Genomic DNA, 24684 nt, shown 5'->3' with positions numbered 1-24684 from the left:
GCCCGGCTGCTCCCGTACGGGAAGCCGGGCCTTTGTCATAACTATCAGCGATTTGGCGGTTGTTTGACCACTTTGGCGGTATTTCAATCTGTATGGTCACCCGCAGTTAAAAGCTTGAGGGGGAGAAGCTGATGCGGGTGTTCCGGACCATTCTCGGAATGCTGGCGCTGACCATCGGCCTGCCGTCGCTGTTGGCCGGCGCCGGGCTGTGGGCCGCCATGCAGCATCGTGACCAGGGTGGCGCGTTCAGCGGCCAGCTCCAGCAGCTGTCCACGCCCGGCTACGCGTTCGTGGTCGAAGACGTCGACCAGCTGCTGCGCGCGGACGCGCCGTTCACCCGCATCGGCGACTCCCAGCTGCAGATCGACGCGAGCACCCAGGACGGGCCCGCCTTCGTGGGGCTCGCGCCGACCAACGCCGTCCGCGCCTATCTGGCCGGGGTGCCGCACAGCACGGTCCGCACGGTGGACATCGGCACCGGCGCGCTGCCGGTCGCGACCACGGTCGTGCCGGGCAGCGGCGCGCCGGGTGTCGCGCCGGGGCGGGCCGCGTTCTGGACCCGATCGGGGGCCGGGCAGGTCTCCTGGACCCCTTCCGACGTACGCGGTGGGCCCTACAGCCTCGTCGTGATGAACCCGGCCGCCACCTCCGGCCTGCAGGTGCGCGCCCAAGCCGGGTTGCGCCCCGGGTGGCTGAACTCCAGCGCGTGGGGCCTGCTGACGATGGGCACCCTGCTGGTGATGGTCGGCATGGTCGTGCTGGCCTGGCCCGGACGCCGTCGCGAGATCGTCTACGTGGTCGAGCCGAGCCAGGTGCCGGAGCTGATGCGGGCGATCGGGGCGCCGATGCCGGTGCTGTCCGCTCCCGTTCCCGCGGCCGCGGCCGCTCGGCCGGTCGGGGCGCATCGGCGGATCGCTGAGGCTCGGCCGGCGTTGGAGGCGGGGCGCGGGCTTCCACCGGACCCGGCCGAGTATGCGGCCGCTACCGCTATTCCGGCCCGGCCGGCCGCCACCCCGGCGCCGGGCGAGCCGCTCGAGTTCATCGGGGCCACGGCGTTGCCGTCCGGTCCGGCCGCGGGTTCTTCGCCTGCGCCTTCTGTGGCGTCTTCGCCGGCGCCGGATGCGGGGCGCCGGGCTGACAAGAAGCGGATGCAGCCGGCTGACGACATGCCGATGTTCCAGTCGTCGGCGGTCGAGGCCTGGGTGGCCGAGACGGCGCCGGTGCGGGCCCGGGAGACCGAGCAGCAGGCCGCGGCGCGGATGGCCGAGGCCGCTCGCCGTCGGGCGGCCGAGGAGATGGCTCCGGCTGCCGTTCCTGCTCCGGCCGGCTCGGATGCTTCTGCCGCTTCTATCGCTTCCGCCGCTGCCTCCGCTGCCGCCTCCGCCTCCGCTGCTGCCTCCGCCTCCGTGGCCGAAGACGTGTCGGTGGATGCGGTGGCCGCGGCCTATGCGGCGGGTGCGGCGGATGCGCGGGCCGCACGGGGCGAGATGCTCGACGAGGACCGCGACCCGCGGATGGCCAACCAGAAGGTCTCGGTGGTCACCGGGCCCCGGGCCACGGACTGGACCGCCGCCGGCCAGCCACGCATGGGCGGCCGCCCGTCGCCGGGTGGTGACCGCCCGGCTCCGCAGTCCGGGGCCCGCCCGGCCCCGCAGTCCGGGGCTCGTCCGTCTCCGAGCGGCCGGGCCGGGCGGCCGTCGCCGGCTGCGCGCGGTGGCCGGCCGGCGTCGCCTGGACCGCGCTCCGGCGCTGCTCCCTCTGTTTCACGGCCGCCTGCGGCTTCCGGGGCTGGTGCTTCGGGGGCCGGAGGTTCGGGGGCTGTTGCCTCGGGGTCTGGTGTTTCGGGGTCTGGTGTTTCGGGGTCGGTGGCTTCGGGTCGTCCGGCCAGTCTGGCCGACAGCAAGCCCGCCGCCCGGCCTGGTCCGTTCCCGCCGGTGCCGCCCAAGACCATCGCTGCGCCGGCCACCCCATCCGCCAGTGGGGTCCGCCCGGCATCGGGAGCCGGCGCCGGCGCTGCCAACGGCCGGCCGGTGTCGGCTCCCGCCTCGGGCGCCGATTCCCTCGGGATCCCGGCCAAGACGCCGGTCGCCCCGGCCAGGACGCCGGACGGCTTCGTCGCCGCCGACGAGACGTCCGGCCATGCGCCCGCCGCGTCGGCGCCGGCCGGACCGGGTTCCGCCGAGTCGCCGGCCGGGCCGGGTTCCGCCGAGTCGCCGGCCGGGCCGGGTTCCGCCGAGTCGCTGGCCGGGCCGGGTTCGGCCACGGCACCGACGGGGGCGAAGTCGGCCAAGGGCGCGGCGGGTTCGGGTGCGGCGTCGGCCGACGCGGTGCCTGCCACGGCGTCGGGCGTGTCGGCCCCAGGCCCGGCGTCCGGTGAGCCGGCCGACGAGGTTCCGGGTTCGGTCGACGGGTCGCCGGTCGTCTCGTCCTCCGGCCGCGTTGTGTCCGGTGGGTCGCCGGTCGTCTCGTCCTCCGGCCGCGTTGTGTCTGATGGGTCGCCGGTTGCATCGTCCTCCGGCCGCGCTGTGTCCGATGGGTCGCCGGTCGCCTCGCCCTCCGGCCGCGTCGCATCTGGTGGGTCGCCCGCCGCTGATGTCGAGGGCGAAGCTGTGGCGTCCGATGCCGCGCCGACGAGCTCTGCTCCCAGCGACTCTGCTCCCAGCGACTCTGCTCCCAGCGACTCTGCTTCTAACGGCCCTGCTTCTGACGGCCCTGCTCACGGCGGCTCAGCTCACGCCGACGTGCACGGCGGCGCTTCTTACGGCGGCCCAGCTCACGCCGACGTGCACGGCGGCTCTGCTCACGGCGGCTCTGCTTCTGGCGACGGCGACGGCGACGGCGACGGCGCGTCGGGGATCCCGTCGGCCAGTAAGTCCGCGTCGGCGACCACGGCTCCGGCCCCGCCGCGTCCGGTGGTTCCCGGTCCGCCCGCGCCGCCGCGCCCGATCGTTCCGTCCCCGTCCCGCCCGGACAACGGCGGTCGGCCGACCCCGCCCGGAACGGATCTCCCGGCCCAGGAGGAGACCGGCCCGGTTCCCGCCAACGCCTCGGCCGGCTCGCCGTCCCGGGTCTCCGGCTTGACCCCGGCCGGTGAGGCCGCCAAGTCGCGGGCCGCGTCGGAGGCGCCGGCTGCCATGCACGCGATGGCCCGGGGCGCCGGCTCTTCACCCACGCAGCGCCCGAAGCCGACCCGGCCCGACCCGGCCGCGTCGCCGGTCCCGGCCGAGGCCCGGGCCAACGGCCGTCCGCAGACCGCAGCCGCCACCCACCAGGCGCCCGGTGGAGCCGGTCAGCAGGCACCGAACGGGACCGCCGGTCAGCCGTCGCGTATCGCCAACGGCGTCAACGCGCAGTCGGCCTCCCCGATCGTCGACTCGTCCGCACCTATCGGAGCCACCGCAGCGGCCGACAGCACGGCTCAAGCCGGTCCTGCAGCGACCGACGCCCGGGTCGCCGCCACGATGGCCAACGGGCACGATGCTTCGGCGGTGGCCGACGGTCAGACCGTCTCCGCGGCGACCAACGGTCAGCCCGTTGCCGCTGTGGCCGGCGGCCACGTTCCCGCGGCGACGAACGACCAGTTCGTTGCCGCTGTGGCCGGCGGTCACGACGTTCCCGCGGCGACCAACGGTCACGCCGCCCCGTCCGTGGCGAACGACCGAGACGCTTCGGCGATGACGAACGGCCACGACGCTTCGGCGATGACGAACGGCCACGACGCCTCGACAATGGCGAACGGCCACGACGCCTCGACAATGGCGAACGGTCAGACCGTCTCGACGATCGCGGACGGCCGGAACGCTCCGGCGGGCGCCAACCGCCAAGACGTCCCGGTGGCGAACGGCCACGATGCCGATGGCCAGGATGTTTCCGCGATGGCCGACGGCCACGAAGTGTCCGCGGCGCTCAACGGGCACGACGGTTCGACTTCGGTGGCGGGGGAGCACGGTTCCGTTGAGACGGACGGCCACGCTGCTGCCGGCGATGAGCAGGCGGAAGCCCCTACCGACTCCCCGAAGCGGGGCGGCACCCGTGACCGTGACCTGATGGCCCAGGCGCAGGGCCGGGTCGACGGCGGCGGGTCGTCCTCGTCGTTCTCGGGCCGGCTGCCGGGAGCCGGTGCTGGCCGGGGTGCTCCCGCCGCCTGGCGCAAGGCCGCCGAGACGGTGGCCGCGCGGGCCGCCGCAGCCGCCGCCGTCGGGTCGGAACCGGCCGCCGACGTGCTGGATGACGAGTCGTCGGCCGTGGACGAGAAGCCCAAGCCGAAGACCCGTGCCACTCGTACGCGAAGCACCAAGCCCAAGCCCGACGCGGCCGAGACCGAATCCGACAAGCCGGCCCGGGCCACTCGGTCGACGGCCGCGAAGAGCGCGGTGAAGCCGGCCGCGACCCGGACCACCCCGGCGAAGTCGGCGGCCGCGGCCAAGACACCCGCCCCGGCCAAGTCGGCGCCGGCCAAGCCCAAGGCGGCCCCGGCCAAGTCGACGCCCGCGGCCCGCACCACCCGCGCCGCCAAGCCGGCAACCACCACTCCCCGGCCGAGCCGGTCGGAGGATGTCCCGCTGCGCACCAGCACGGGGGCGATCCCGGCCGCGAGCGGGACGCCGGCCGGGTGGCTGGCGGCCTACCAGCAGGAGGCGGCCGAACTGCTGAGCGGCGACGCACCTCGCCGCCGTCGCCGCAGCACCACGAGCGGCCAGTCGGAGGAGTCCACCGAGCACTGAGTCCTCGACCACACCGGATAACGAAGAAGGCCGCCCGATCGGGCGGCCTTCTTCACGTCTGCGTCCCCTCGAAGCGCGGGAGCCGTACCGGAGTGGTGTGGGACGCCGAAAGGGCCCTCCACGCTGCCGACGTGGAGGGCCCTTTACCGGGGGAACGGAGTAACCGAAGGGGGGCTTCGTCCGTTAAGACCAGTTTAGCCCCTCGTCACCCCGAGTGGGAGGTCATCGCCCGAAAGCGGACAAACGGCCAGCCTGCGTGTGTCCTGCCCGGAAGGGTGGCTCGCGAGGAGGTGACAGCAGTCCATGCCGTCGCGGCGTACGCTGTCCGGGTGGCTGATCATTTGGTGTGGATCGACTGTGAGATGACGGGCCTCGACCTGGGCAAGGACAAGCTCATCGAGGTCGCCGCGCTGGTCACCGATGGCGATCTGAACGTGCTGGGTGACGGCATTGACCTGGTCATCCACGCCGACGACGCGGCGCTCGACGCGATGCCGCCGGTGGTGCGTGACATGCACGCCAAGTCGGGTCTCACCGAAGAGGTGCGCCGGTCGGCGATCACCATGGCCGAGGCCGAGGCGGCCGTGCTCGCGTACGTGCAGCAATATGTCGCCAACCCGCGCACGGCCCCGCTGTGCGGCAATTCGATCGCCACCGACCGCGGCTTCCTGGCCCGGGACATGCCGGCGCTCGACAACTTCCTGCACTACCGCATGATCGACGTCTCCTCGATCAAGGAACTGTGCCGCCGCTGGTACCCGCGTGTGTATTTCGGTCAGCCCGCCAAGGGTCTGGCCCACCGCGCGCTGGCCGACATCCAGGAGAGCATCCGCGAGCTCGAGTACTACCGTCGCGCGATCTTCGTCCCGCTCCCCGGCCCCGACGTCGAGCAGGCCAAGGCCATCGCCGCCGAGCTGTAGGCGGCGTCACCCGGCCGTGCCGGGAACCCGCTCGACGAGTGGCCGCGTCGTGCCGCTATGCTTGTCGAGCACCACGGGGCTGTCCCCGTGCGCGATGGTGGTCGTAGCTCAGTTGGTAGAGCACCTGGTTGTGGTCCAGGGGGTCGCGGGTTCAAGTCCCGTCGATCACCCCATCAGCAAGTAACGAAGGCTCGGTCGCGCAGACCGGGCCTTCGCTGTTTCCACCATGAAGCCGGACGCCGGACGCCGGACGCCGGACGCCGCGAGCCGGACACCGCGAGCCGGACGCCGTGCTGATGGGAGCAAGTGATCCGGCCGGGCGCGGGCGATCAGTCGGCGGTCATGGTGGCGCCCATGTCGTCCGCCGTGACCAGGAAGCCGGTGGGCGGCAGTTGCCCGGCGGCGGTGCGCGCGGCCTCGGCCGACGACGGCGCCACCGACCGGAAACGATCAGCGGACCAACCCGGCTGCTGCCAGCTGTTGCCGGTTGCGGCCGAGCCCGGCGCCAGCCCGGCCGGCTCGCCCGTGTTGTCCACGGCGACGTTGGCGCGCAGCGTGGCCGGGCCGCCGGGCAGCGCGAAACCGGAGCCCCGGTTCCGGAACGCCGTGTTGCCGACCAGGCTCAACCCGCGGGTCGGGCCGGCGTCGTCGGTGAAGCCGTGGTTGCCGTTGTCCCAGGCGGCGTTGTTCCGCAGCCGGTGCGACGCCGGCTCGCCGGTCAGCACGAAGCCGTTGCCGCCGTTGTCGTACGACCAGTTACCTTCGACCGTGACCGGGCTGTCGAACTTCAGGTCCAGCCCGGACTCCCCGTTACCGGCGAACCGGTTGCCCCGCACCTGGTTGCCCGCGCCCGAGCCGAACTGCAGGCCCAGCCCGATCCCGTCCGAGCCGGTGAAGTCGTTGCCCAGCACCCGGTTGCCGATGGTGCCGGGATCGCGCAGCATCATCCCGGCCCGCTTGTTGCCGCGCAGGACCAGCCGTTGGAAGACGTTCGACCGGCAGCCCGAGCACACGTACGCGTGGGCCGGCGCGTTCCGGATCTCCAGGCCCTGCACGGTCCAGTACGACGCGGTCTGGTCGACGGCCCAGTCGGTCGGGGGCAGCCCGGCGGCGTCGATCACCGGACGTTCGTCGCGATAGTTGCTCAGCGTGATGCGGCGCGAGGCGGTGCCACTGACGGTTATCTCGACTTCGGAGCCGAGCGGATAGGTCCCGCCGCGCATCGCGATGGTCTGGCCGGGCCGGATCACGGTGACAGCCTTTTCCAAGCTTCCGTACGGCTTCCCGACCGACCCGTCCCCACTCCGGTCCGACCCGGTGGGTGCCACGAACACGTCCGCCCGTTGCACACCCGTCCCGACCACCGGGCGAGCGGCGGCGCTCGACGGTGCGGCCGCGGCCCGGCTCCCCACGACTGCGCCGGGAGCCGACGGCCGGACGACCGCCGGGGGAGCGACGGCGACGTTCGGGGCCGGGGCCGGGGTCTGATGGACGGCGTAGACGATGCCGCCCCCGACTGCGACCGACGCCACGGCCGCCGCCGCGAGCAACTTGTGCGGCAGCAGCGACGACGTGACCTTGACCGACGACGAGAGAACGCCGGTCACCAGGGCGGCCGGCACCGGCAACGCCGCGATGCCCAGCAGCAGTTCCTCGGGCGCGACCAGGCCGTGCCGGCCGAGTGAGCACTGCGGACATTCCCGTACGTGTCGGATCAACCGTTTCCGCCACAGCGGGTCGGCGACACCGTCCCACCGCTTGACCTGCTCGACCAGGTCGGGGCAGCGCGGTCGTGTCCGCAACGCCCGCACGATCCCGCGGGCCGCGTCGAGTTGCGCCTTCATCCGCTGGACGCGCACCGCCGCGTGCTTGGGCCGGACGTCGAGCGCGGCCGCCAGTTCCGTACGCGTGAGGTCGCCCGCCGCCTCCTGCCACCACAACCCGAGCAGCCGCCGGTCCTGGTCGTCCAGCCATCGGGTCGCCTCGACCAGTTCCCGCCGCTGGTCGGTGACCACCAGTTCGGCCGTCGCCCGCTCGGCGAAGTCGCCGCCCGGATCGGGCACGTCGAGCGCCGCGGGCATCGTCCGCACCGGTGTCGTCCGGCGGGCACGCAGATGCAATTGGATCTGCCGGTACGCGATAGCGACCAACCATGACCGGAATCGATCAGCCTCGCGCAGTCCACCCAGCCCGCGGATCGCCCGCAGCATCGTCTCCTGCACGAGATCGTCCACATCGGGATGCCCGTCGAGCGCCCGCCCGATCACGTTGTAGATGAGCGGCAGATGCGCGCTGATGAGCGAATCGCGCGCCGCGACGTCCCCGCGCTGCGCCAATCGCACAAATTGTGCGACGTCCACGGTGCGGGGGTCTGCGGCGCGGGAAACATCTGCCGCGCCGGCGGCTGGTCGCGTCGGGCGGGCGGGCCGTGGACTGTCCGCGCCGGGCGGGCCGGCGGGCGCGGCTGGTCGCGTCGGGCGGGCGGGCCGAGGACTGTCCGCGCCGGGCGGGCCGGCGGGAGTCGCCGACGCCCGGCCGATCTGACTCCGTGTCACCGCATGCTCCCTCATTCGTTCCCACGCGAGGCGCGGGCCGACCCATGGAATCCACGCATGTCTATTGAATTCCCGGCCGGAACGAGTGCGCCGATGCTGTCACCAGGCCTCCTACCTGTAAAGAGGCCGCCCGCCGAAGAAATCTTGGCGATTCCTGTTGTCGCGGCGCCAACCGCGCATCTACCAGGGTGCCGCCGATTCCCCGCGGTGGCGACAGCACAGCGTCACTTTCCGGGAGCGCTCCCAAATCCCGGGACAGACTAGCGAGAGGACAAGGGGTTGTCCCGAACACCCCTGAGAAGGCGCCTCCTCGTCACCACCCTGGCGATCGCGGCCGCCACCGCCGCGATCGCCGTCGGCGTGCGGCCGTCCGACGCGGCGACCCTGCCCGCGACCGGCGGCACCTACTATCTGGCCGTCACCAAGAGCGGCAAGTGCATCGACGTCCCCGGCGCCTCCACCGCGAACGGTGCGCTGCTCCAGCAGTGGGGCTGCACCGACGGCGCCAACTGGCAGCAGTTCAAGCTGGTCGCCGCCGGCTCCAACTACCTGCTCCAGAACATCAGCAGCAGCAAGTGCATCGACGTCCCGGGCGGATCCACCACCAGCGGCGTCCAGCTGCAGCAGTGGGGTTGCGCGAGCGCCCAGACCAATCAGCAGTGGCGCCTGGCCGCGAGTGGCACGAACACGTTCCAGATCATCAACGTCGGCAGCGGCCTGTGCATCAGCGACAAGGATGCGTCCACCGCGTCCGGCGCCGCGATCATCCAGGAAACGTGCACCGCGAACAGCAACAAGCAGTGGGCGTTCAATCCGGCAGCGGGAGGCCCGGCGCCGACGACGGCTGCACCGGCGAACGCGACCGTCGCCAAGGACGGCACCGGCCAGTACACGACCGTCCAGGCCGCGATCGATGCCGTCCCGGCGAACAACACCACCCGGCGCGTCATCACGATCAAGGCCGGCACCTACCGCGAGATCGTCACCGTGCCGTCCAACAAGCCGTACGTGACGCTTCAGGGGCTCGGTGCGAGCGCGAGCCAGACCGTGATCGTCAACAACCACAGCAGCGCCGGCGGCTACGGCACGTCGGGCAGCGCCACCGCGTTCCTCGACGGGCACGACTTCGCGGCCACGAACCTGACGTTCTCCAACGACTACGGCGAGGGCAGCCAGGCCGTGGCGGTCAACCTGAACGCGGACCGCTCGGTGTTCACCAACGTGCGCTTCCTCGGCAACCAGGACACGTTCCTGGTCAACAACAACCGCTCGTACGTCAGGAACTCGTACGTCGAGGGCACGGTCGACTTCATCTTCGGCGGCGCGACCACCGTGTTCCACGGCACCACGATCTATGAGAAGCGCAGCAGTGGTGGACCGATCGCCGCCGCCAGCACCGACGCCGCCAAGACGTACGGCCTGCTGTTCTATCAATGCACGATCACCGGCGCGGCGAACAACGTCACGCAACTCGGCCGTCCGTGGCGGCCGAACGCGCAGGTGCTCTATCGCGAGTCGAACCTGAGCGCCACGCTCAAGACCGCGCAGCCGTGGATCGACATGTCCGGCAACGTCTGGCAGAACGCGCGCTTCAGCGAATACAAGAACACCGGCGCGGGCGCGGGCACCAACAGCAACCGGCCGCAACTGAGCGATTCGCAGGCCGCCAACTACACCCCGCAGAAATACCTGGCCGGCACCGACGGCTGGAACCCGGTCGGCTGAGGGAGACTGATGAAAACCAAGATCAAGACCCGTTTCCCGTACGCCGTCGTGGCCGTGATCGCGGTGCCAACCGCGCTGATCGGAGTCTCCATGCTCCCGTCAGCCGCCGCGACCACGCCTACGGCCGGCGGCACCTACTACCTGGCCGTCACCAAGAGCGGCAAGTGCATCGACGTCCCCGGAGCCAGCAGCGCCAACGGCGCCCTGCTCCAGCAGTGGGGCTGCACCGACGGCGCCAACTGGCAGCAGTTCAAGCTGGTCGCGGCCGGGTCCAACTACCTGCTCCAGAACGTCAGCAGCAGCAAGTGCATCGACGTCCCCGGCGCATCAACCGCGAGCGGCGTCCAGTTGCAGCAGTGGGGTTGCGCGAGCACCCAGACCAACCAGCAGTGGCGCGTGAGCCCGAGCGGCAGCGGCACCTACCAGATCATCAACGTCGGCAACGGCCTGTGCATCAGCGACAAGGACGCGTCCACCGCGTCCGGCGCCGCGATCATCCAGGAGACGTGTACGGCCAACAGCAACAAACAGTGGGCCTTCAACGCGGCCGCCACAAATCAACGGACGTGGCCGTCCACCCCCGACGGCTTCGCGGCCACGGGCGGCGGCACGACCGGCGGCGCGGGCGGCACGACCGTAACGGTCAGCAACCAGGCCGACCTCAACAAATACGTGACCGCGACCGAGCCGTACATCATCCGGGTGTCCGGCGCCGTCACCATCACGCCCAAGGGCACCGAGCTCAAGGTCAAGTCGAACAAGACCATCGTCGGCGTCGGCACCAGCGGCCACATCGTCGGCGGCGGCTTCTTCCTGGGTGAGGGCGTCCGCAACGTCATCATCCGCAACCTGACCATCCGCGACACCGCGATGCCGGACGACGACCCGGACGACAAGGTCTACGACTTCGACGGCATCCAGATGGACACGGCCGACCACATCTGGATCGACCACAACACGATCACGCGGATGAACGACGGTTCGATCGACAGCCGCAAGGACACCACCTATCTGACCGTGTCGTGGAACGTGCTGTCGAACAACAACAAGTCGTTCGGCATCGGCTGGACCGACAACGTGACCGCGCGGATGACGATCCACCACAACTGGCTGCACGACACCAACCAGCGCAATCCGAGCGTCGACAACGTCGCCTACGCCCACCTCTACAACAACTATCTGCAGAACATCACGTCGTACGGGAATCTGTCGCGCGGCAGCACCAAGCTGGTGCTCGAGAACAGCTACTTCGACAACGTGAAGAACCCGTACTACAACGACACGTCGGCCGCCCAGCTCAAGCAGAGCGGCAGCATCGTCGTGAACAGTTCGGGCAAGCAGCAGACGAACGGTTCCGCTTTCACGCCGAGCAGCTTCTACCCCTACACGCTGGATCCGGCCGCCGACGTCCCGAGCCTGCTCAAGACGTACGCGGGTCCGCAGGCCAACATCGGCCAGTAGAACCGAGTCGCCGGCCGGGGTAGGGGAGCCCCGGCCGGTCAATAAACGTCAGGCCCCGTGATAGAAGTACTGCCCCAATCCGACGGTGAAGATGGTGATGCCGTAGAGCGCGTGCTCGATCGAGACGACGAGCAGCGATCCGGTCTTCTGGTAACGCCGAGCGAACAGCCAGCCACCGACAACGGTGGCGACGACGGCGATCACGTTGCCGAAGAGCAGATGCGCGAACCCGAAAGCGACCGCCCCGGCCGCCGCGATGCCCCGACCGGTGCCGAAGACCGAGGCGTACCGGTGCTGAAGAAAGCCGCGATAGAGCAGTTCCTGCGGATAGACCGACGCCAGCGGATAGAACACACAGATCAGCAGCCAGAGACCCGGGTTCTCGCGGGGCAGGATGAACAGGTTCGCCCGGTCGAAGAGAGCGACCGCCACCACGGTCAGAATCGAGACCAGGGCCCACAGCCCGAAGACACCGCGCAGCCCGCTGACCGGGCCGAGCAACGGCACGGCATGCCGCCGCAGATAGATGACGATGGCGACCGCCGCCACGAGCAGCACCGGAATCGGCCCGCCGGGCACGTGCACCGCGATGTAGAGCCCGACCAGCCCGAAGAAGAGAAGCACGTACTCGGCGATCCGCACCCGCCGACGCTAAGTGGCCCAGGTGACCATCAACCGGCCGTCGGGTGAGCAGCAGACTCAGGAATGGCGTGACGCCCGGCCGGCCGGGCCGGTCAGGGCATGACGCGGTGCAGGGCGTTCAGTAGGTGGTCGGTCTGGAAGGGCTTGTGCAGCAACGGCGCGTCGGCCGGCAGTTCCTGGCCGCCCGGGGCCGAACCGCTCGTGTAGCCCGACATGAACAGCACCGGCAGGTCGGGACGGCCCCGGCGCAGTTCGGCGGCCAGCTGGGTGCCCGACATGCCGGGCATGATGATGTCGGTGACCAGCACGTCCATCGCCAGGTTCTCCTCGCGGACCAGGCGCAGCGCCTCGGCCGGGTCGGCCGCCGCGCGCACCTCGTAGCCCGCGCGCCGCAGGATCCGGCAGACGATGTCGCGGACGCCGTCCTCGTCCTCGACGACCAGCACCTTGCCGCCGGCCGTGGGCCGTCGCACCAGGGTGGCCGCCGCGGGCCCCTCGGCCGGGGGCATTTCGATCCGCAGCGTCGTGCCCGCGCCGACCGCGGACTCCAGCGTGATGTGGCCACCGGCGTCGGTCATCACCCCGTACGCGGTGGCCAGGCCCAGCCCCGTACCGCGGCCCCGGCCCTTGGTCGTGAAGAACGGCTCGAACGCGCGCGCCGCCACCGCCGGGTCCATCCCGCAGCCGGTGTCCGTGATGGACAGGCACACCTGGCCGGTCTCGCGGGACACCTCGGTCGTCAGGGTCAGGCGGCCGCCGTCGGGCATCGCCGCCACCGCGTTGGCGGCCGCGTTCATCACGAGCTGCTCGAGTTTGCTGCGGTCCATCCGGATCGGCGGCAGGTCCAGCGACAGCGTCGTGGTCAGCTCGATGTCGTCGCCGACGGTGCGGGTCAGCTGGCGCTGCATGTCGGTCGCGAACGCGTTCAGGTCGAGTGTCTCGGGGCGCGACGGTTCGAGGCCGCTGAAGATGAGCAGCTGCCGGGTCAGCCCGCTGCCCCGGGCCGCCGCCTGGGCGATGGCCTGGGCGTCGGTGTGCAGCTCGTGGTCGGCGCCGAGCTCGTCGGTCAGCATCGTGGCGTATCCGGAGATGACGGCCAGGATGTTGTTGAAGTCGTGCGCGATCCCGCCGGCCAGACGGCCCAGGGAATCGAGGCGCTCGGCCTGCCGCAGCTGTTCCTCCATCCGTACGCGTTCGGTGATGTCCCGCAGGATCCCCTCGATGGCGACCGGCCGCCCGTCCGGACCGTTGACCGCGTTGGCCCGCTGCTCGACCCAGGCCGGTCCGCCCGCGCGCCGCCGCCAGCGGATCGTCAGCATGCCGGGCTGTTGGGACTGCCACGAGCGTTCGAGCAGGGGGCGGTCGTCCGGTTCGACCAGCCGGAAGATCAGGGCCGGGTCGGCGTAGAACTCCTCGGGCGTGTGGCCGGTGATCGCCTCGACGGCCGAGCTGACGTATTCCATGCCCGGCTCGGGGTGCAGCCGGTAGCGGAAGATGACGTCGTGGGCGTGCTCGGCCAGCAGCCGCAGTGCCAGTTCGGAGCCGCGGTGCCGGCGGCGTTCGGCCGCCTCGTCGAGTTCGCGCTGCACGGCCGGGGCGAGCCGGGCCAGCCGGTCCTTGAGCACGAAGTCGCGGGCCCCGGCGCGCATCAGGTCGGCCGCGACCTCCTCGCCGACCTGACCCGAGACGAGCAGGAAGGGGATGTCGGCGTCGTGCGCCCGGACCTGGGTGAGCACATCTTCCGCCCGTACGGCGGGAAGGTTGTAATCGCAGATCACCACGTCGACGCGTTCGGTGGTCAGGGCGCGGGCGATGCCTTCGGCGGTGTCCTCGCGGGTCACCCGGGCCCGCAGACCGGCCCGGGCCAGCGAATGGCCGATCAGCACGGCGTCGTCGTCGTTGTCGTCGACGACCAGCACGGAGGTCATGCCAGCCCCCGATCACCCAGACCGAACCGGATCGTCGCCCCCGCGCCGGGTTCTCCGGAGGCCTCGATCCGGCCGCCGTGCCGGGCGACGATGCGCTGCACGAGGGCCAGGCCGATGCCGGTGCCCTCGAACTCGCCGGCCGGGTGCAGCCGTTGGAACGGGTCGAACATCCGGCGCGCGTGCCGCATGTCGAAGCCGGCGCCGTTGTCGCGGACGAGGAAGTCGTCGCCCTCGGCGGTCACGCTGATCACCGCGTCCGGCTGTTTCGAGGTGAACTTGTAGGCGTTGCCGAGCAGGTTCTGCAGCACCATCCGGATCAGCTGCGGATCGCCCAGCGCGACCAGGCCGTCGGCGATGTCGAACCGTACGGGCCGGGTGGGGTCGGTCGCGGTCAGCTCGTCGGCCACCTCGTGGGCCAGCGCGGTCACGTCGGTGTGCTCGCGGCGCAGCTGGGACCGATCGGCCTGGGAGAGTTCCATCAGCGCGTCGAACATCCGGGTCATCCGCTCGACGTTGGCCCGGATGCGGTCGAGATAGCCCCGGGCCTCCTCGCCGAATTCGTCCGCATGCTCCTCGATCAGGATCTGGCTGAACCCCTCGAGGCTGCGCAGGGGTGCCCGCAGGTCGTGCGAGACGGAGTACGAGAACGCGTCCAGTTCGGCCGCCCGCTTGCGTTCGGTGACGTCGGTCGAGATGCCGCAGACCGCGTACGCCCGTCCGGCCTCGTCGAGCAGCGGGAAGCGCACCGTGGCGCAGGTGTGCAGGCCGTCCACGCCTGGGATCTGTTCCTCGGCCTCGACCGGCCCGCCGCTCGCGACCGCGGCCAGGTCACCGGCCCGGAACCCGTCGGCGATCGGGCCCGGGAACAGGTCGTGCTCGGTCAGCCCGGTCACGTCGGCGCGGTTCCGCCCGGTCAGGCGCTCGTACTCGCGGTTGACCAGCAGATAGCGGCCCCGCTGGTCGCGCAGCGAGACGACCGCGGGCAGGTGGTCGACGAGGGCCAGGAACTGCTCGTGCCCGATCCGGACCCGAGGCAGGCCGCCGGCGGTCGTGCCGGTGCTCATCGTGACCTCACCGCTCCGACCGTACCGGCGTATCGCCGGAAATGTGAGTGTTTTCCGTATTGGTGATCGCGGTCGGGTGCCGATGCGGCGGGGCTCGTGCGGGGTGACCATGACGGTTCGGGCGGCGAAGGGATAGTGATCATGTTCGATCAGTTCCGGATCGTGACCGACCCCGTCGGCGACTCGGTCGCGGTGTCCGCGATCTTCGCAGTGCTGCCGCTGCTCACCCTCTTCCTGCTGCTCGGCGTGCTGCGCATGCGGGCCTGGCTGGCCGGCGTGATCTCGCTCGCGGTGGCCCTGGTGGTGGCCGTGGCGGTCTACTCGATGCCGGCCGGGCAGGCGCTGCTGTCGGCCACCGAGGGCGCCGCGTTCGGCTTCTTCCCGATCCTGTGGATCGTTCTCAACGCGATCTGGGTCTACAACCTGACCGTGGCCAGCGGGCACTTCGACGTGTTGCGCCGCTCGATGGAACGGGTCAGCCCGGACATGCGGATCCAGGCGGTGATCGTCGCCTTCTGCTTCGGCGCGCTGCTCGAGGCGCTGGCCGGTTTCGGTACGCCGGTGGCGGTGACCGTGGTGATGCTGATGGCGCTCGGATTCCAGCCGATCAAGGCGGCCGCCGTGGCCCTGATCGCGAACACGGCGCCGGTCGCGTTCGGGGCGCTGGCCACGCCCATCGTCACCCTGGGCACGGTGACCGCGGGCGCGGCCGACGACCCGCGGCTCAACACCGACACGCTGGGCGCGATGGTCGGGCGGCAGACGCCGGTGCTGGCCGTGGTCGTGCCGCTGGTGCTGGTCGCGGTGATCGACGGGCGGCGCGGGGTGCGGCAGACGTGGCCGGTCGCGCTGGTGGCCGGGGTGGTGTTCGCCGGGTCGCAGTTCGTCGCGTCCAACTACATCTCGGTGCCGCTGACCGACATCATCGCCGCGCTGCTGGCCGCCGCGGCCGTGATGCTGCTCCTCCGGGTGTGGCGACCCGCCGAGTCGCCCGATCTGTCGGCTGAGAAAGAACCCGAGCCGCCCGTGGAAGGGGGCGGCGGCGTGGCTGTCGCCACCAGACGAGATGCGCCGGTGGAAGTGCTGCGCGCCTACGCCCCGTACCTGATCATCATCGTGATCTTCTCGATCGTGAACCTGGGCCCGGTCAAGGCGGCGCTGGCCGAGGAACCGTGGACGGTGGCGTTCGGCTGGCCCGGCCTCGATGTGCTCGGCGCCAACGGCAAACCCCTGTCCTCGACCACGTTCACCCTGGGCTGGCTGCCCGCCGCGGGGACCCTGATGATTTTGGCCGGCATCCTCACCGCCGTGGTCCTGCGGGTCCGTCCCGGGCGGGCGATCAAGGCCTACGGGCAGACGTACGTCGAGTTGCGCCACGCGATCGTCACCGTGATGGCGGTGCTGGCTCTCGCGTACGTGCTCAACCAGTCCGGCCAGACCAACACGCTCGGCGTGTTCCTGGCCCAGGCGGGCGGCTTCTTCGTCTTCCTGTCCTCGATCCTGGGCTGGATCGGGGTGGCCGTCACCGGTTCCGACACCTCGGCCAACGCGCTCTTCGGGGCGCTGCAGGTGCAGACCGCGGCCAAGGCCGGCCTCGACCCGGTGCTGCTGGCCGCGGCCAACTCGTCGGGCGGCGTGCTCGGCAAGATGATCAGCCCGCAGAACCTGGCCATCGCCGCGTCGGCCGTCGGCATGGCCGGCAAGGAGGGCGATCTGTTCCGCCGGGTGATCGGCTGGAGCGTCGTCCTGCTGCTGGTCATGTGTGTGCTGGTGACCCTGCAGGGGACCCCGGTGCTGAGCTGGATGGTCCCGACAACGCCCTGAGATTTTCGAGCAGCCGGGACGCCTCGGCGGTCAGGTCGGCGCCGTAGCCCGGGAAGTAGCCGTGCGCGGCCGTCCACCAGCGCAGGTAGCGGCCGAACTGGCGGATCGTCGAGTCGACCGGGAACGGGTCGTCGGCCGGCCACTGGGCCCGGGTGCGGCGCACCAGCTCGGCCAGCTGCTCCTCGGCCTCGTCGAGGGCCCGGGTGCGGCCGGCGAACGGCGCCAGCAGCAGCAGTTCGGCCAGCGAACCGGGCGCCCACGCGTCGTCGTCGGCCTCGGCCGCCTCGCGGGCCGCGTACCACTGGCCGACCCGCTCGATCCGGCCGGTCAGCACCGCCTCGAGCGACAGCGCCTGCACGCCGTGCCAGTGCTGGGACAGGTTGCGGGTGAACCCCTGCAGATACCAGCCGCGCGCCTCGGTCAGCCGGTCGCGGGCCTCGGCGCCGTGGTCGCGGTGGAACGCCAGCTCGGCGAACCTCTTCTGCGCGCTGCCGAGGATGCCCAGATTTTCCAGCCGGGCAGCCCGGGCCGGTGCGGCCACCGGGCCCTCGACGTAGCCGGTCAGCGACGCTATCCGCGACCCCAGCTGCTCGGCGACCGTGTCGAAGGCGCCCGGGTCGGTGATGCCCTCGTTGACCAGGCGGTCCGACCACAACTGGGCCGTACGCAACGACGCCATCTCGGCCTGCATGGCGACCTCGTACAGCCGGTCCTGGTAGTCCTCGGGCAGCTGCACATAGGCGACCAGGCCGGCCCAGTCGTGCGCGCTCCCGGCGTCGTCGTACAACCGGGTCCGCGTCTCGTGCAGCGCGTCGCGCACATCGGCCCCGCCCAGCAGCAGGTCGTAGAACCGGCGGGTCAGCGTGCCCGACCCGGCGAAGGTCAGCGGGAACTGTGAGGCGAGCACGACCGGCACACCCGAGACGTGCAGCGTGTGGGCCAGGCTGCCGCCGCCGGTGACGCTGTTGGACTCGTTGCCGCCGTCGCACACCGCCAGCGTGACCACCACCGGGCCGGGCTCGATCGGCCGGAGCGTCTCGCGCAGCATCTCCGGGGTGACGGCGGCCATGGTCCGGTCGTCCTCGTCGAACAGCGCCACCCCGAACGCGGGCTCGAACCGGTCGCCGACATCGCACCCGTGGGCGAGCACGTGCAGGTGGGTGTACGGGCGGCCCTCGTCGACGGCGGCCCGCAGCGCGGCCGCGATCCGGCCCAGGCTCGCCCGGTCGACCGTGGTGAGCAGGCGGCGGCTGTCGCGGATGGCGTCGGCCAGTCCCTCCACCGGCAGCGGCTCGCTCCACGGCTTGAGCGCATCCCGCAGGGCGGCCCGGTGGTCCTCGATCGGCACCGGCCGGCCCGCGCCGGCCGGGGAGGCGCACGCGAACAGCACGCGGGGCTTCGACCACCAGAGCGAACGCTCGTGGTGGGCTCCGGTCCGCACCCGGCGGGTCAGCACCAGCGACGGGCCGGCCAGCTCGAACGGCAGCGCACTGAGCTCGGCGGCGTTGGTGACCAGGTCGACCCGCAGCGGCTCGGCGCCGTCGTGGCCGAGGGGGCCGAGCACGTCGGTGACCACCTGGGCGAGGCGCCGGAGGGCCTCCTCGCGCCGGCCCGGGTCGTGCTCGACGGCGTAGCGCAGGTGGTCGAGCCGGCGCAGGAAGTCGCTGTGGCCGATCGGGATCCGCACCTCGGTGACCGGCTCGTTGCCGCGCGCCCGCAGGAACCGGTCGCCGCGCCGCAGCAGGCCCGAGTTCTGGTCGTCGAAGCGGAAGAACTCGATCAGCTCGGAGTGCATCTCAGACGTCGTCCTCCAGCTCGCCGGCCGGCTCGTACTCGACCTCGTCGTCGTCGCCGGGCTGACGCAGGATGTCGGGCCGGCCGGTGAACAGGCGCAGCTTGAACAGGCGGAGCCCGACGACGCCGCTCGCGCCGATCACCTCGAGGCCCGCCGCCTCCTCGCCGGAGAGGGTGATGCCGCCGTGGGCCTGGCCGAGCTCGAGCAGCCGCAGCACGTCGGCCGTGGCACTGAGCTCGAATGCCGAGTTCGCCTTCCGCGACGAGATGATCGTGCAACCCTGACCGGTGTACGTCGAATGCACCACCCGGTATTTGCGGCGCCACCCCTCGGCCTGCCGCAGCGCCGCACCGACCCGGGCGACGTCCTCAATGGACTCGACCGTCAGCACCGGCGCGTCGATGTAGAAGGAGTCCTCTGTGGAGAATTCGATGCGGATCGACGCTTCGAGGTCGACCTGCGGGATGTTGGGCACCTCGGCCCCGGCGACGAATCTCGTCACGCGCGTGCCGTCGGACCGGAAGCGCATCCTGGTCGGTGCGCCCGCGCCGGCCGTGAACGAGACGCCGTATTCCTTGATGTTGCCCATCTTGACGAAGACGCCGTCGCTGATCACGCCGTAGTCGCCCAGCGCGAACGTGTTCGTCACCGGCATCCAGGCCGCGTGCACGTCGAGCTCGGAGTGCAGGACCTTGCTGAATCTGCGGGCCGTACCCATGATCGTTCTCCCCGCGCTCGTCTCGTGGAGGTCCATCGTGGCCTTCTCGCGCAAGGTTCACAACGGACTGTAGGTATGACCCGAATGTTATTGATTGACATCGATTTTTGACGGTGCGAGGGTGACGGACGTCGTCAGGTACCAGAAGGGAAACCCCCATGCGCGTACGACGGATTCTCGCCACCGCCGCGGCCGCGGTCGCCACCATCACCGGCATCGTGATCGCCCCGGCGCAGGCCCAGGCGGTCGCCGCCACCACTCTCGCCAACACCATCGCGTTGAGCAACTGCTCGGCGGCGCTGGTGCGCTACCCGTCCTCGGTGAGCACCGACCGGGCGATGATGCTGACCAACGGCCATTGCTACGAGGGCGGCTTCCTGGCCGCCGGTCAGGTGCTGCAAAATCGCACCTCGTCCCGGTCGGGCACCCTGCTCAACGCCTCCGGCGGGTCACTCGGCACCGTCCGCGCCGACCGCGTCCTCTACGCCACGATGACCGGCACCGACGTCACGCTCTACCGCCTGACCAGCACCTTCGCCACCCTGCAGAGCCGGTACGGCGCTACTGCGCTGACCATCGCGAGCAGCCGGCCGGCCGCCGGGACGACCATGTCGATCCCGTCCAGCTACTGGAAGCGGATCTGGAACTGCAAGATCGACGGCTTCGTCCCGCAGTTGAAGGAGGGCGACTGGACGTGGAAGGACTCGATCCGCTACGACACCGCCTGCGACACCATCCACGGCACCTCGGGCTCGCCGATCGTGAGCGCCTCGTCCGGCCAGGTCATCGGCATCAACAACACCGGCAACGACGACGGCGCGCGCTGCACCCTCAACAACCCCTGTGAGGTCGCCGCTGACGGCACGATCTCGGTGCACCAGGGTCAGAGCTACGGCGAGCAGACCTACTGGTTCACGACGTGTCTGACGGCCTCGCGCACGATCGACCTGAACAAGTCGGGCTGCCTGCTCACCAAGCCGTAGGGGTCAGTTCCAGGCCACGGCCGGTTCGCCGGCCGGCGTGGTGACCGACCAGCGGGCCGGGGCCAGGCGCCGCAGGTCCGCGGCGCGACCGGCGGCGATCCAGGACTCCTGGCGCAGGCTGTCGCTCGCGCGGCGGGCCAGCGTGGCGTCGCGCTCGGCGGCCCGCTCGGCAGCCACGGCCCGCTCGTAGCGGTCGCGCAGGTGACCGGCCGCGGCGGTGAAGACGACCAGTTCCTGCTCCACCGGGTGCAGGCGGGCGTCCCAACCGGCCCGGCCGGCCATCGCGTCGGCGACCGCGGCGGCCGGCAGCCAGCCGTTGTCGGCCGCGGTGCGCACGGCTTTGTGCAGGAAGCGTTCCCGGGCGGCGTACTCGGTCGGGGTCTGCGCGCTCCACGGGGTGCCGAAGACCGCCGCCGCGCGCCGCACCCGCAGCCGGGCGTCGGCGTCGAGCCAGGCCTGGTAAGCCTCGGTCACCTCGTCGGTCGAGGCCTCCCACCGCTCGTGCCAGCGCTCGGCGGCCAGGGCGGCCCGGTCGGCGGCGACCCGCACCTCCTCGGCGAACTGGGTCGCGGCCAGCGTCTCCAGGGCGAGCTCCCGGCGCTTCTCGCCCCGCCCGACCGGCAGTCGCAGGTAGCGGGCCAGGGCCCGCAGCAGCTGACCCGGGTTGCGCATCGCCTCGGGGCTGGCCAGCAGCAGCACGGCGGGCAGGGTGAGGATCCAGAGGGTGGCCCAGATGGCGGCGGGGGCGGGGGTTTCCAGCAGCATTTCGGCAACAACGTTCATCGTCAGGTAGTCCTGTTCGCTCGCAAGTCCGCGTGAAGATGGGAAGCGCGCTGATCAGCGCGGGCGGCGACCACCGGACGGCTGTGGAGCCGTCAGCGGATGGTCAGGCGATAGCGAACGGCGGAGCGCGGGATCCGGAAACCCCGGCGGTGACCTGAGCGGAGAGGTCGCGGGTGCGGTCGGCGACCGGAGCGCCGGGCGTACGCGCGGAGGCCGCATCCGTCGACGCGAGGTCGTCCGGAGTGTCGGCTGTGGACCCTGCCGTCGTCGGCGCCGCGGGGGAGGTGCTGTGGGTGACCCCGGCGAGGACGGGCACGCTGACCGGCTGAGGCGCGACGAAGGCGAACGTCAGCAGCAGGAGCAGGGCAGGCAACGATCGCAGCAGAGCGCCGCGTAGAGAGATCGTTGCCATGTCCCCAATGTACCGACTTGATCACCGAATGCCCGGCGCCACTCCGGTGATCACTTGTCCATCTGGTCGAGCTGCTCCTGGCACTCCGACGCCTGCAGACACCCGAAGACCACGTCCTGCACGCCGGGCAGATCCTTGATCCCGGCCGCCTGCGGGCTGTCCCGGGCGGCCCGCAGCGCGTCGGCGTCGGGCACGTAGACGACGTACGACTCCGGCAGCACGTCGGCCGTGATGTCCGGCATCTCGTCCGGCTTGGCCGCGTACATCTCCTTCAGCCGGTTGAGGGCCTGCTCGCGGGTTTCGAACTCGACGTTCAGCACGTGCGGGACCGTGTGCAGGTACTTCTCGATGCCGGTCTTCTGCTGCTCGGTGACTGCGTTCTTGACGAAGACGGTGAACTTCGGATCCTTGGCGATCAGTCGGTCGAGGCGCTCCTGGTCGGACTCGCCGAACAGGCCGCAGGCGGCGAGGGCGGGCACGAGCGCGAGGGCGAGGAGGGCGGTCACGAGACGGCGCACGGGGCAGCACTCTAACAAGGAACGTCGATGTGTGGGGCGCGGCGAACCACGCCCCGCACACGTCGCGTCAGGCCGTCCGGCAGCTCAGCGACGGCTGGGTCCAGTTGCCGCCGTGCTGGATGGTGAAGCCGAACGTGTTGCCGTTGCCGTTGGGCCGCGCGGTCATCACCAGGCCGGTGCTGTCCCAGCTCACCGAGGCGTTCCAGGTCGCGATCACCTTCTGCGGCGAGCGCAGGGTCACGGTGACGACCCAGTTGCTGCTGCCGCCCACCGACACCGAGCCGTTGAAACGGTCGCTCCACTGCTGACCCGGGGTGTAGGTGGTGGTGCAGGACGAACCGCCGGTGGGCGGAGGTGTGGTCGGGTTACTGCCGCCGCTGGGGGCCACGGCGCGACCGGTGGACGACGAGATCATGCCGGCGCACAGACCGCGCGCGGACAGCCCGGCCGCGATCTGCGGGATGGCCGCGATCGTGGTGGCGTAGTTGTCGTGCATCAGGATCAGCTGCCCGTTGGTCAGTCGCGCGGCGGCCGACACGATCGCCGCGGTGCTCGCCCCGTTCCAGTCCTGCGAGTCCACGTCCCAGGTCACCGTGCGCAGCCCCAGGGCCGAGGCGGCCGACTGCAGCGTGGCGTTGGTCTCGCCGTACGGGGGCCGGAAGATCGTCGGGGTTCCGCCGCCGCCGTTGCGGATCGCGGTCTGGGTGCGGGACAGCTCGGACGACATCTGGGCCGAGCTCAGCGTGAGCATGTGCGGGTGGGTGTAGCTGTGGTTGCCGACCCACATGCCGGCCGAGACCTGTGACGCGACCAGGCCGGGGTTGGCCGCCGCGTTCTGGCCGGTGTTGAACATCGTGGCCCGCAATCCGTTGCTGCGCAGGGTGTTCAGCAGCTGCGTGGTGGTGCCGGGATTGGGTCCGTCGTCGTAGGTCAGGCCGACGTAGCCGTTGGAACAGGCCGCGGCGGCGTCGGCGCTCGGGGTCAGCGCGACGGCGCCCGCCCCGGCCAGGAGCGCGGCCGCGGCGGTGAGGACGATCTTTCTGATCACGGGGGATTCACCTCTCGGGGAACGCGGCGGACGGGTGGCCGGTGGAAGCCGCCCGCCCGCCGACGAAGAGACGAGCATCACTGTCTCTCTCATCTTGGGAGCGCGCCCAGGGTGAGTCAACCTCTAAATTACGAGAGTCCGCGATAGTTCCGTATCGATGGAGCTGCGGTAGGTTGCCCGCTGGTCGGAAGATGTCGCGCCATTGGCACCGAAACTTCCGAGACCTTTCCGTACGACCGGCAGGCGGCTCGCCCGACGTGTCCGCGCCTTCCCTCGCTCGTCAGTGCACCGACAGCACCTCGGTCAGCCCCTCGACGCGAGCCCGGCCGGCGAGTGATCCCGCAGCCGTGTCCAGCCAGACCGCCTCGTCGGTGCCGCCCGCATACAGCCGCGAGCCGTCGCGACTCAGGGCCAGCCCGCGCGCGGCCGACGGCAGCGACCACGCGGCCAGCGCGGTGTCGGTCGACCGGTCGAGCACGTGCACGGTCGTGCCATCGGCCGCGAACACCCGTCGATCGCCACCGAGCGCGAGACTGGCCGGCCCGGCCGCGGCCGGAACGCGGGCCACCCGCTCGATCTCCATCGTCTCGGCCCCGGCGTAGAGCAGCGTGCCCGACGTCGTCTCGAGCACGGCGATGTGCTGCCTGTCCACGGCCAGCGCGTGTCCCGCGGCCGGCCCGTGCCCGAACGGATCGGGCAGATCCAGGCAGTAGGCCCAGCGCTCGGCCAGGTGCAGCACGTGGACGAACGCGTGCACCTCGGCCTTGGTCCCGCTGATCAGGTTGCGGGTGTGCTGATGCCCGGGCTGGTGCGTGTACAGCGTGTAGAGCGTCTGCCGCTCCCGTGAATAGACCGCCTGCCGTCCCCGGCCGCGCATCTGCTCCTCGGCTCCCGCGGGCACCGGCTGCTTGTCCCGGGTGAACAGCGGGTACGTCTTGCCGTCGGCGAAGTCGAGCATCCGTACGCGGTAATGATCGGGTTTGTCGGCGGGCAGCCAGTCGAGCACGAAGAGTCCCTGACCGTCGGCGGTGAAGGCATCCGGTTCGATGCATCCGGTCAGTTCGAACTTGCGGGGCCCGCCCGGACCGGTCACCAGCAGCGCCGTCGTGGCGCGCGGCGCGGGTGGCTCGGCCGGCTCGAAAGTCGTGAGGACACAAGCGTTTCCGGATTCGGCGACCACCCGGGGCACCCATCCACCCCCGATCTCTTCCTTCTGGAGGGGTGCCCCGGTGGCCGCGTCCAGCCGAACGACGAAGTCGCCGTCGGTGGAGTACGCGATGGCACCGTCACGGCTCAGCGCGGCGTGCGCGCCGAGCACGCGTGTGTCGGTGCCGGTCGACCGCACCAGGCCGCCCCGGCTGCCGGCCAGCAGCACGTCGGGAACGGCGGCGACGGGCGGCGCGGCCGACGCTTCGGGCTCGCGGCAGGCGGCCAGGGCCGAGGCGGCGAGCACCCCGCCGGACAGGGCGAGGAACGAGCGACGTGTGGTCATGGCTGAGCCTCCGATCGGGTCCACCCTGTCGACACCGCGACCCGGCGACAGGTTCCCGGGGGCCGGGTTCGAATTCGCGGGAACCCTTCCGG

At 71.2% G+C, this 24684-nt stretch carries 17 protein-coding genes and 1 tRNA gene; 7 read left to right on the top strand and 11 right to left on the bottom strand.

Annotated features, from left to right (window positions below; all coding sequences use genetic code 11):
- Positions 1-131 precede the first annotated feature (131 nt).
- The 3 genes from KOI35_RS39735 to KOI35_RS39725 all read left to right on the top strand — a co-directional run bounded on the left by KOI35_RS39735 (position 132) and on the right by KOI35_RS39725 (position 5817).
- Entirely contained in the window at positions 132-4724 is a 4593-nt protein-coding gene (locus KOI35_RS39735) for a hypothetical protein (RefSeq protein ID WP_215794537.1), read from the top strand.
- 329 nt (positions 4725-5053) lie between these two features.
- Complete coding sequence (gene orn, locus KOI35_RS39730; protein ID WP_215794534.1) at positions 5054-5644, top strand: oligoribonuclease; 591 nt, start codon at positions 5054-5056, stop codon at positions 5642-5644.
- 97 nt (positions 5645-5741) lie between these two features.
- Positions 5742-5817 (top strand) — tRNA-His (locus KOI35_RS39725).
- Between the two features lie 156 nt (positions 5818-5973).
- On the opposite strand, the gene KOI35_RS39720 is transcribed toward KOI35_RS39725, so the two are convergent.
- The gene (locus tag KOI35_RS39720) at positions 5974-7980 is read right to left on the bottom strand and encodes a sigma-70 family RNA polymerase sigma factor (RefSeq protein ID WP_246614514.1); all 2007 of its coding nucleotides are present in this window, start codon (positions 7978-7980) and stop codon (positions 5974-5976) included.
- Between the two features lie 498 nt (positions 7981-8478).
- Between KOI35_RS39720 and KOI35_RS39715 the strand changes: the two genes are divergently transcribed.
- On the top strand, positions 8479-9924 hold the full coding sequence (locus tag KOI35_RS39715; RefSeq protein ID WP_246614513.1) for a pectinesterase family protein: 1446 nt from the start codon (positions 8479-8481) through the stop codon (positions 9922-9924).
- A 9-nt stretch (positions 9925-9933) separates the two neighbouring features.
- Positions 9934-11385 carry an RICIN domain-containing protein gene (locus tag KOI35_RS39710; RefSeq protein WP_246614512.1) on the top strand — a complete coding sequence of 484 codons (1452 nt, stop codon included), beginning with the start codon at positions 9934-9936 and terminating at the stop codon, positions 11383-11385.
- 48 nt (positions 11386-11433) lie between these two features.
- On the opposite strand, the gene KOI35_RS39705 is transcribed toward KOI35_RS39710, so the two are convergent.
- The 3 genes from KOI35_RS39705 to KOI35_RS39695 all read right to left on the bottom strand — a co-directional run bounded on the left by KOI35_RS39705 (position 11434) and on the right by KOI35_RS39695 (position 15019).
- The gene (locus tag KOI35_RS39705) at positions 11434-12027 is read right to left on the bottom strand and encodes a CPBP family glutamic-type intramembrane protease (protein ID WP_215794530.1); all 594 of its coding nucleotides are present in this window, start codon (positions 12025-12027) and stop codon (positions 11434-11436) included.
- A gap of 92 nt (positions 12028-12119) precedes the next feature.
- The gene (locus KOI35_RS39700; protein ID WP_215794528.1) at positions 12120-13955 is read right to left on the bottom strand and encodes a PAS domain-containing hybrid sensor histidine kinase/response regulator; all 1836 of its coding nucleotides are present in this window, start codon (positions 13953-13955) and stop codon (positions 12120-12122) included.
- Positions 13952-15019, bottom strand: coding sequence for a PAS domain-containing sensor histidine kinase (locus tag KOI35_RS39695; protein WP_215794525.1), 1068 nt, complete (start codon positions 15017-15019; stop codon positions 13952-13954). The genes KOI35_RS39700 and KOI35_RS39695 overlap by 4 nt, the downstream gene beginning before the upstream one ends.
- A 141-nt stretch (positions 15020-15160) precedes the next feature.
- On the opposite strand from KOI35_RS39695, the gene KOI35_RS39690 reads away from it, so the two are divergent.
- Complete coding sequence (locus KOI35_RS39690) at positions 15161-16843, top strand: L-lactate permease (RefSeq protein WP_215794523.1); 1683 nt, start codon at positions 15161-15163, stop codon at positions 16841-16843.
- Here KOI35_RS39690 and KOI35_RS39685 read toward each other — a convergent pair.
- Both KOI35_RS39685 and KOI35_RS39680 read right to left on the bottom strand, forming a co-directional pair.
- Positions 16776-18638, bottom strand: a complete 1863-nt coding sequence (locus KOI35_RS39685) for a CHAT domain-containing protein (RefSeq protein ID WP_215794521.1) — start codon at positions 18636-18638, stop codon at positions 16776-16778. The two genes, KOI35_RS39690 and KOI35_RS39685, sit on opposite strands and share 68 nt — an antisense overlap.
- Position 18639: 1 nt before the next feature.
- Positions 18640-19356, bottom strand: a complete 717-nt coding sequence (locus KOI35_RS39680) for a hypothetical protein (protein ID WP_215794518.1) — start codon at positions 19354-19356, stop codon at positions 18640-18642.
- A gap of 158 nt (positions 19357-19514) precedes the next feature.
- Between KOI35_RS39680 and KOI35_RS39675 the strand changes: the two genes are divergently transcribed.
- Positions 19515-20339 carry a S1 family peptidase gene (locus KOI35_RS39675; protein ID WP_215794516.1) on the top strand — a complete coding sequence of 275 codons (825 nt, stop codon included), beginning with the start codon at positions 19515-19517 and terminating at the stop codon, positions 20337-20339.
- Between the two features lie 3 nt (positions 20340-20342).
- Here the strand turns inward: KOI35_RS39675 and KOI35_RS39670 are convergent, their stop codons facing one another.
- The 5 genes from KOI35_RS39670 to KOI35_RS39650 all read right to left on the bottom strand — a co-directional run bounded on the left by KOI35_RS39670 (position 20343) and on the right by KOI35_RS39650 (position 24592).
- On the bottom strand, positions 20343-21122 hold the full coding sequence (locus KOI35_RS39670) for a hypothetical protein (protein WP_215794514.1): 780 nt from the start codon (positions 21120-21122) through the stop codon (positions 20343-20345).
- A gap of 103 nt (positions 21123-21225) precedes the next feature.
- On the bottom strand, positions 21226-21534 hold the full coding sequence (locus KOI35_RS39665) for a hypothetical protein (protein WP_215794513.1): 309 nt from the start codon (positions 21532-21534) through the stop codon (positions 21226-21228).
- A 50-nt stretch (positions 21535-21584) separates the two neighbouring features.
- Positions 21585-22052 (bottom strand): permease-like cell division protein FtsX, encoded by a 468-nt coding sequence (locus KOI35_RS39660; protein ID WP_215794511.1) that lies wholly within the window; start codon positions 22050-22052, stop codon positions 21585-21587.
- A 67-nt stretch (positions 22053-22119) separates the two neighbouring features.
- Positions 22120-23100 (bottom strand): polysaccharide deacetylase family protein, encoded by a 981-nt coding sequence (locus tag KOI35_RS39655; RefSeq protein WP_308121355.1) that lies wholly within the window; start codon positions 23098-23100, stop codon positions 22120-22122.
- 280 nt (positions 23101-23380) lie between these two features.
- Entirely contained in the window at positions 23381-24592 is a 1212-nt protein-coding gene (locus tag KOI35_RS39650; protein WP_215794506.1) for a YncE family protein, read from the bottom strand.
- Between the last annotated feature and the right edge of the window lie 92 nt (positions 24593-24684).

The organism is Paractinoplanes bogorensis (assembly GCF_018829635.1).
Taxonomy (GTDB): Bacteria; Actinomycetota; Actinomycetes; order Mycobacteriales; family Micromonosporaceae; genus Actinoplanes; species Actinoplanes bogorensis.
This window is presented reverse-complemented; position numbering and strand designations above follow the sequence as displayed.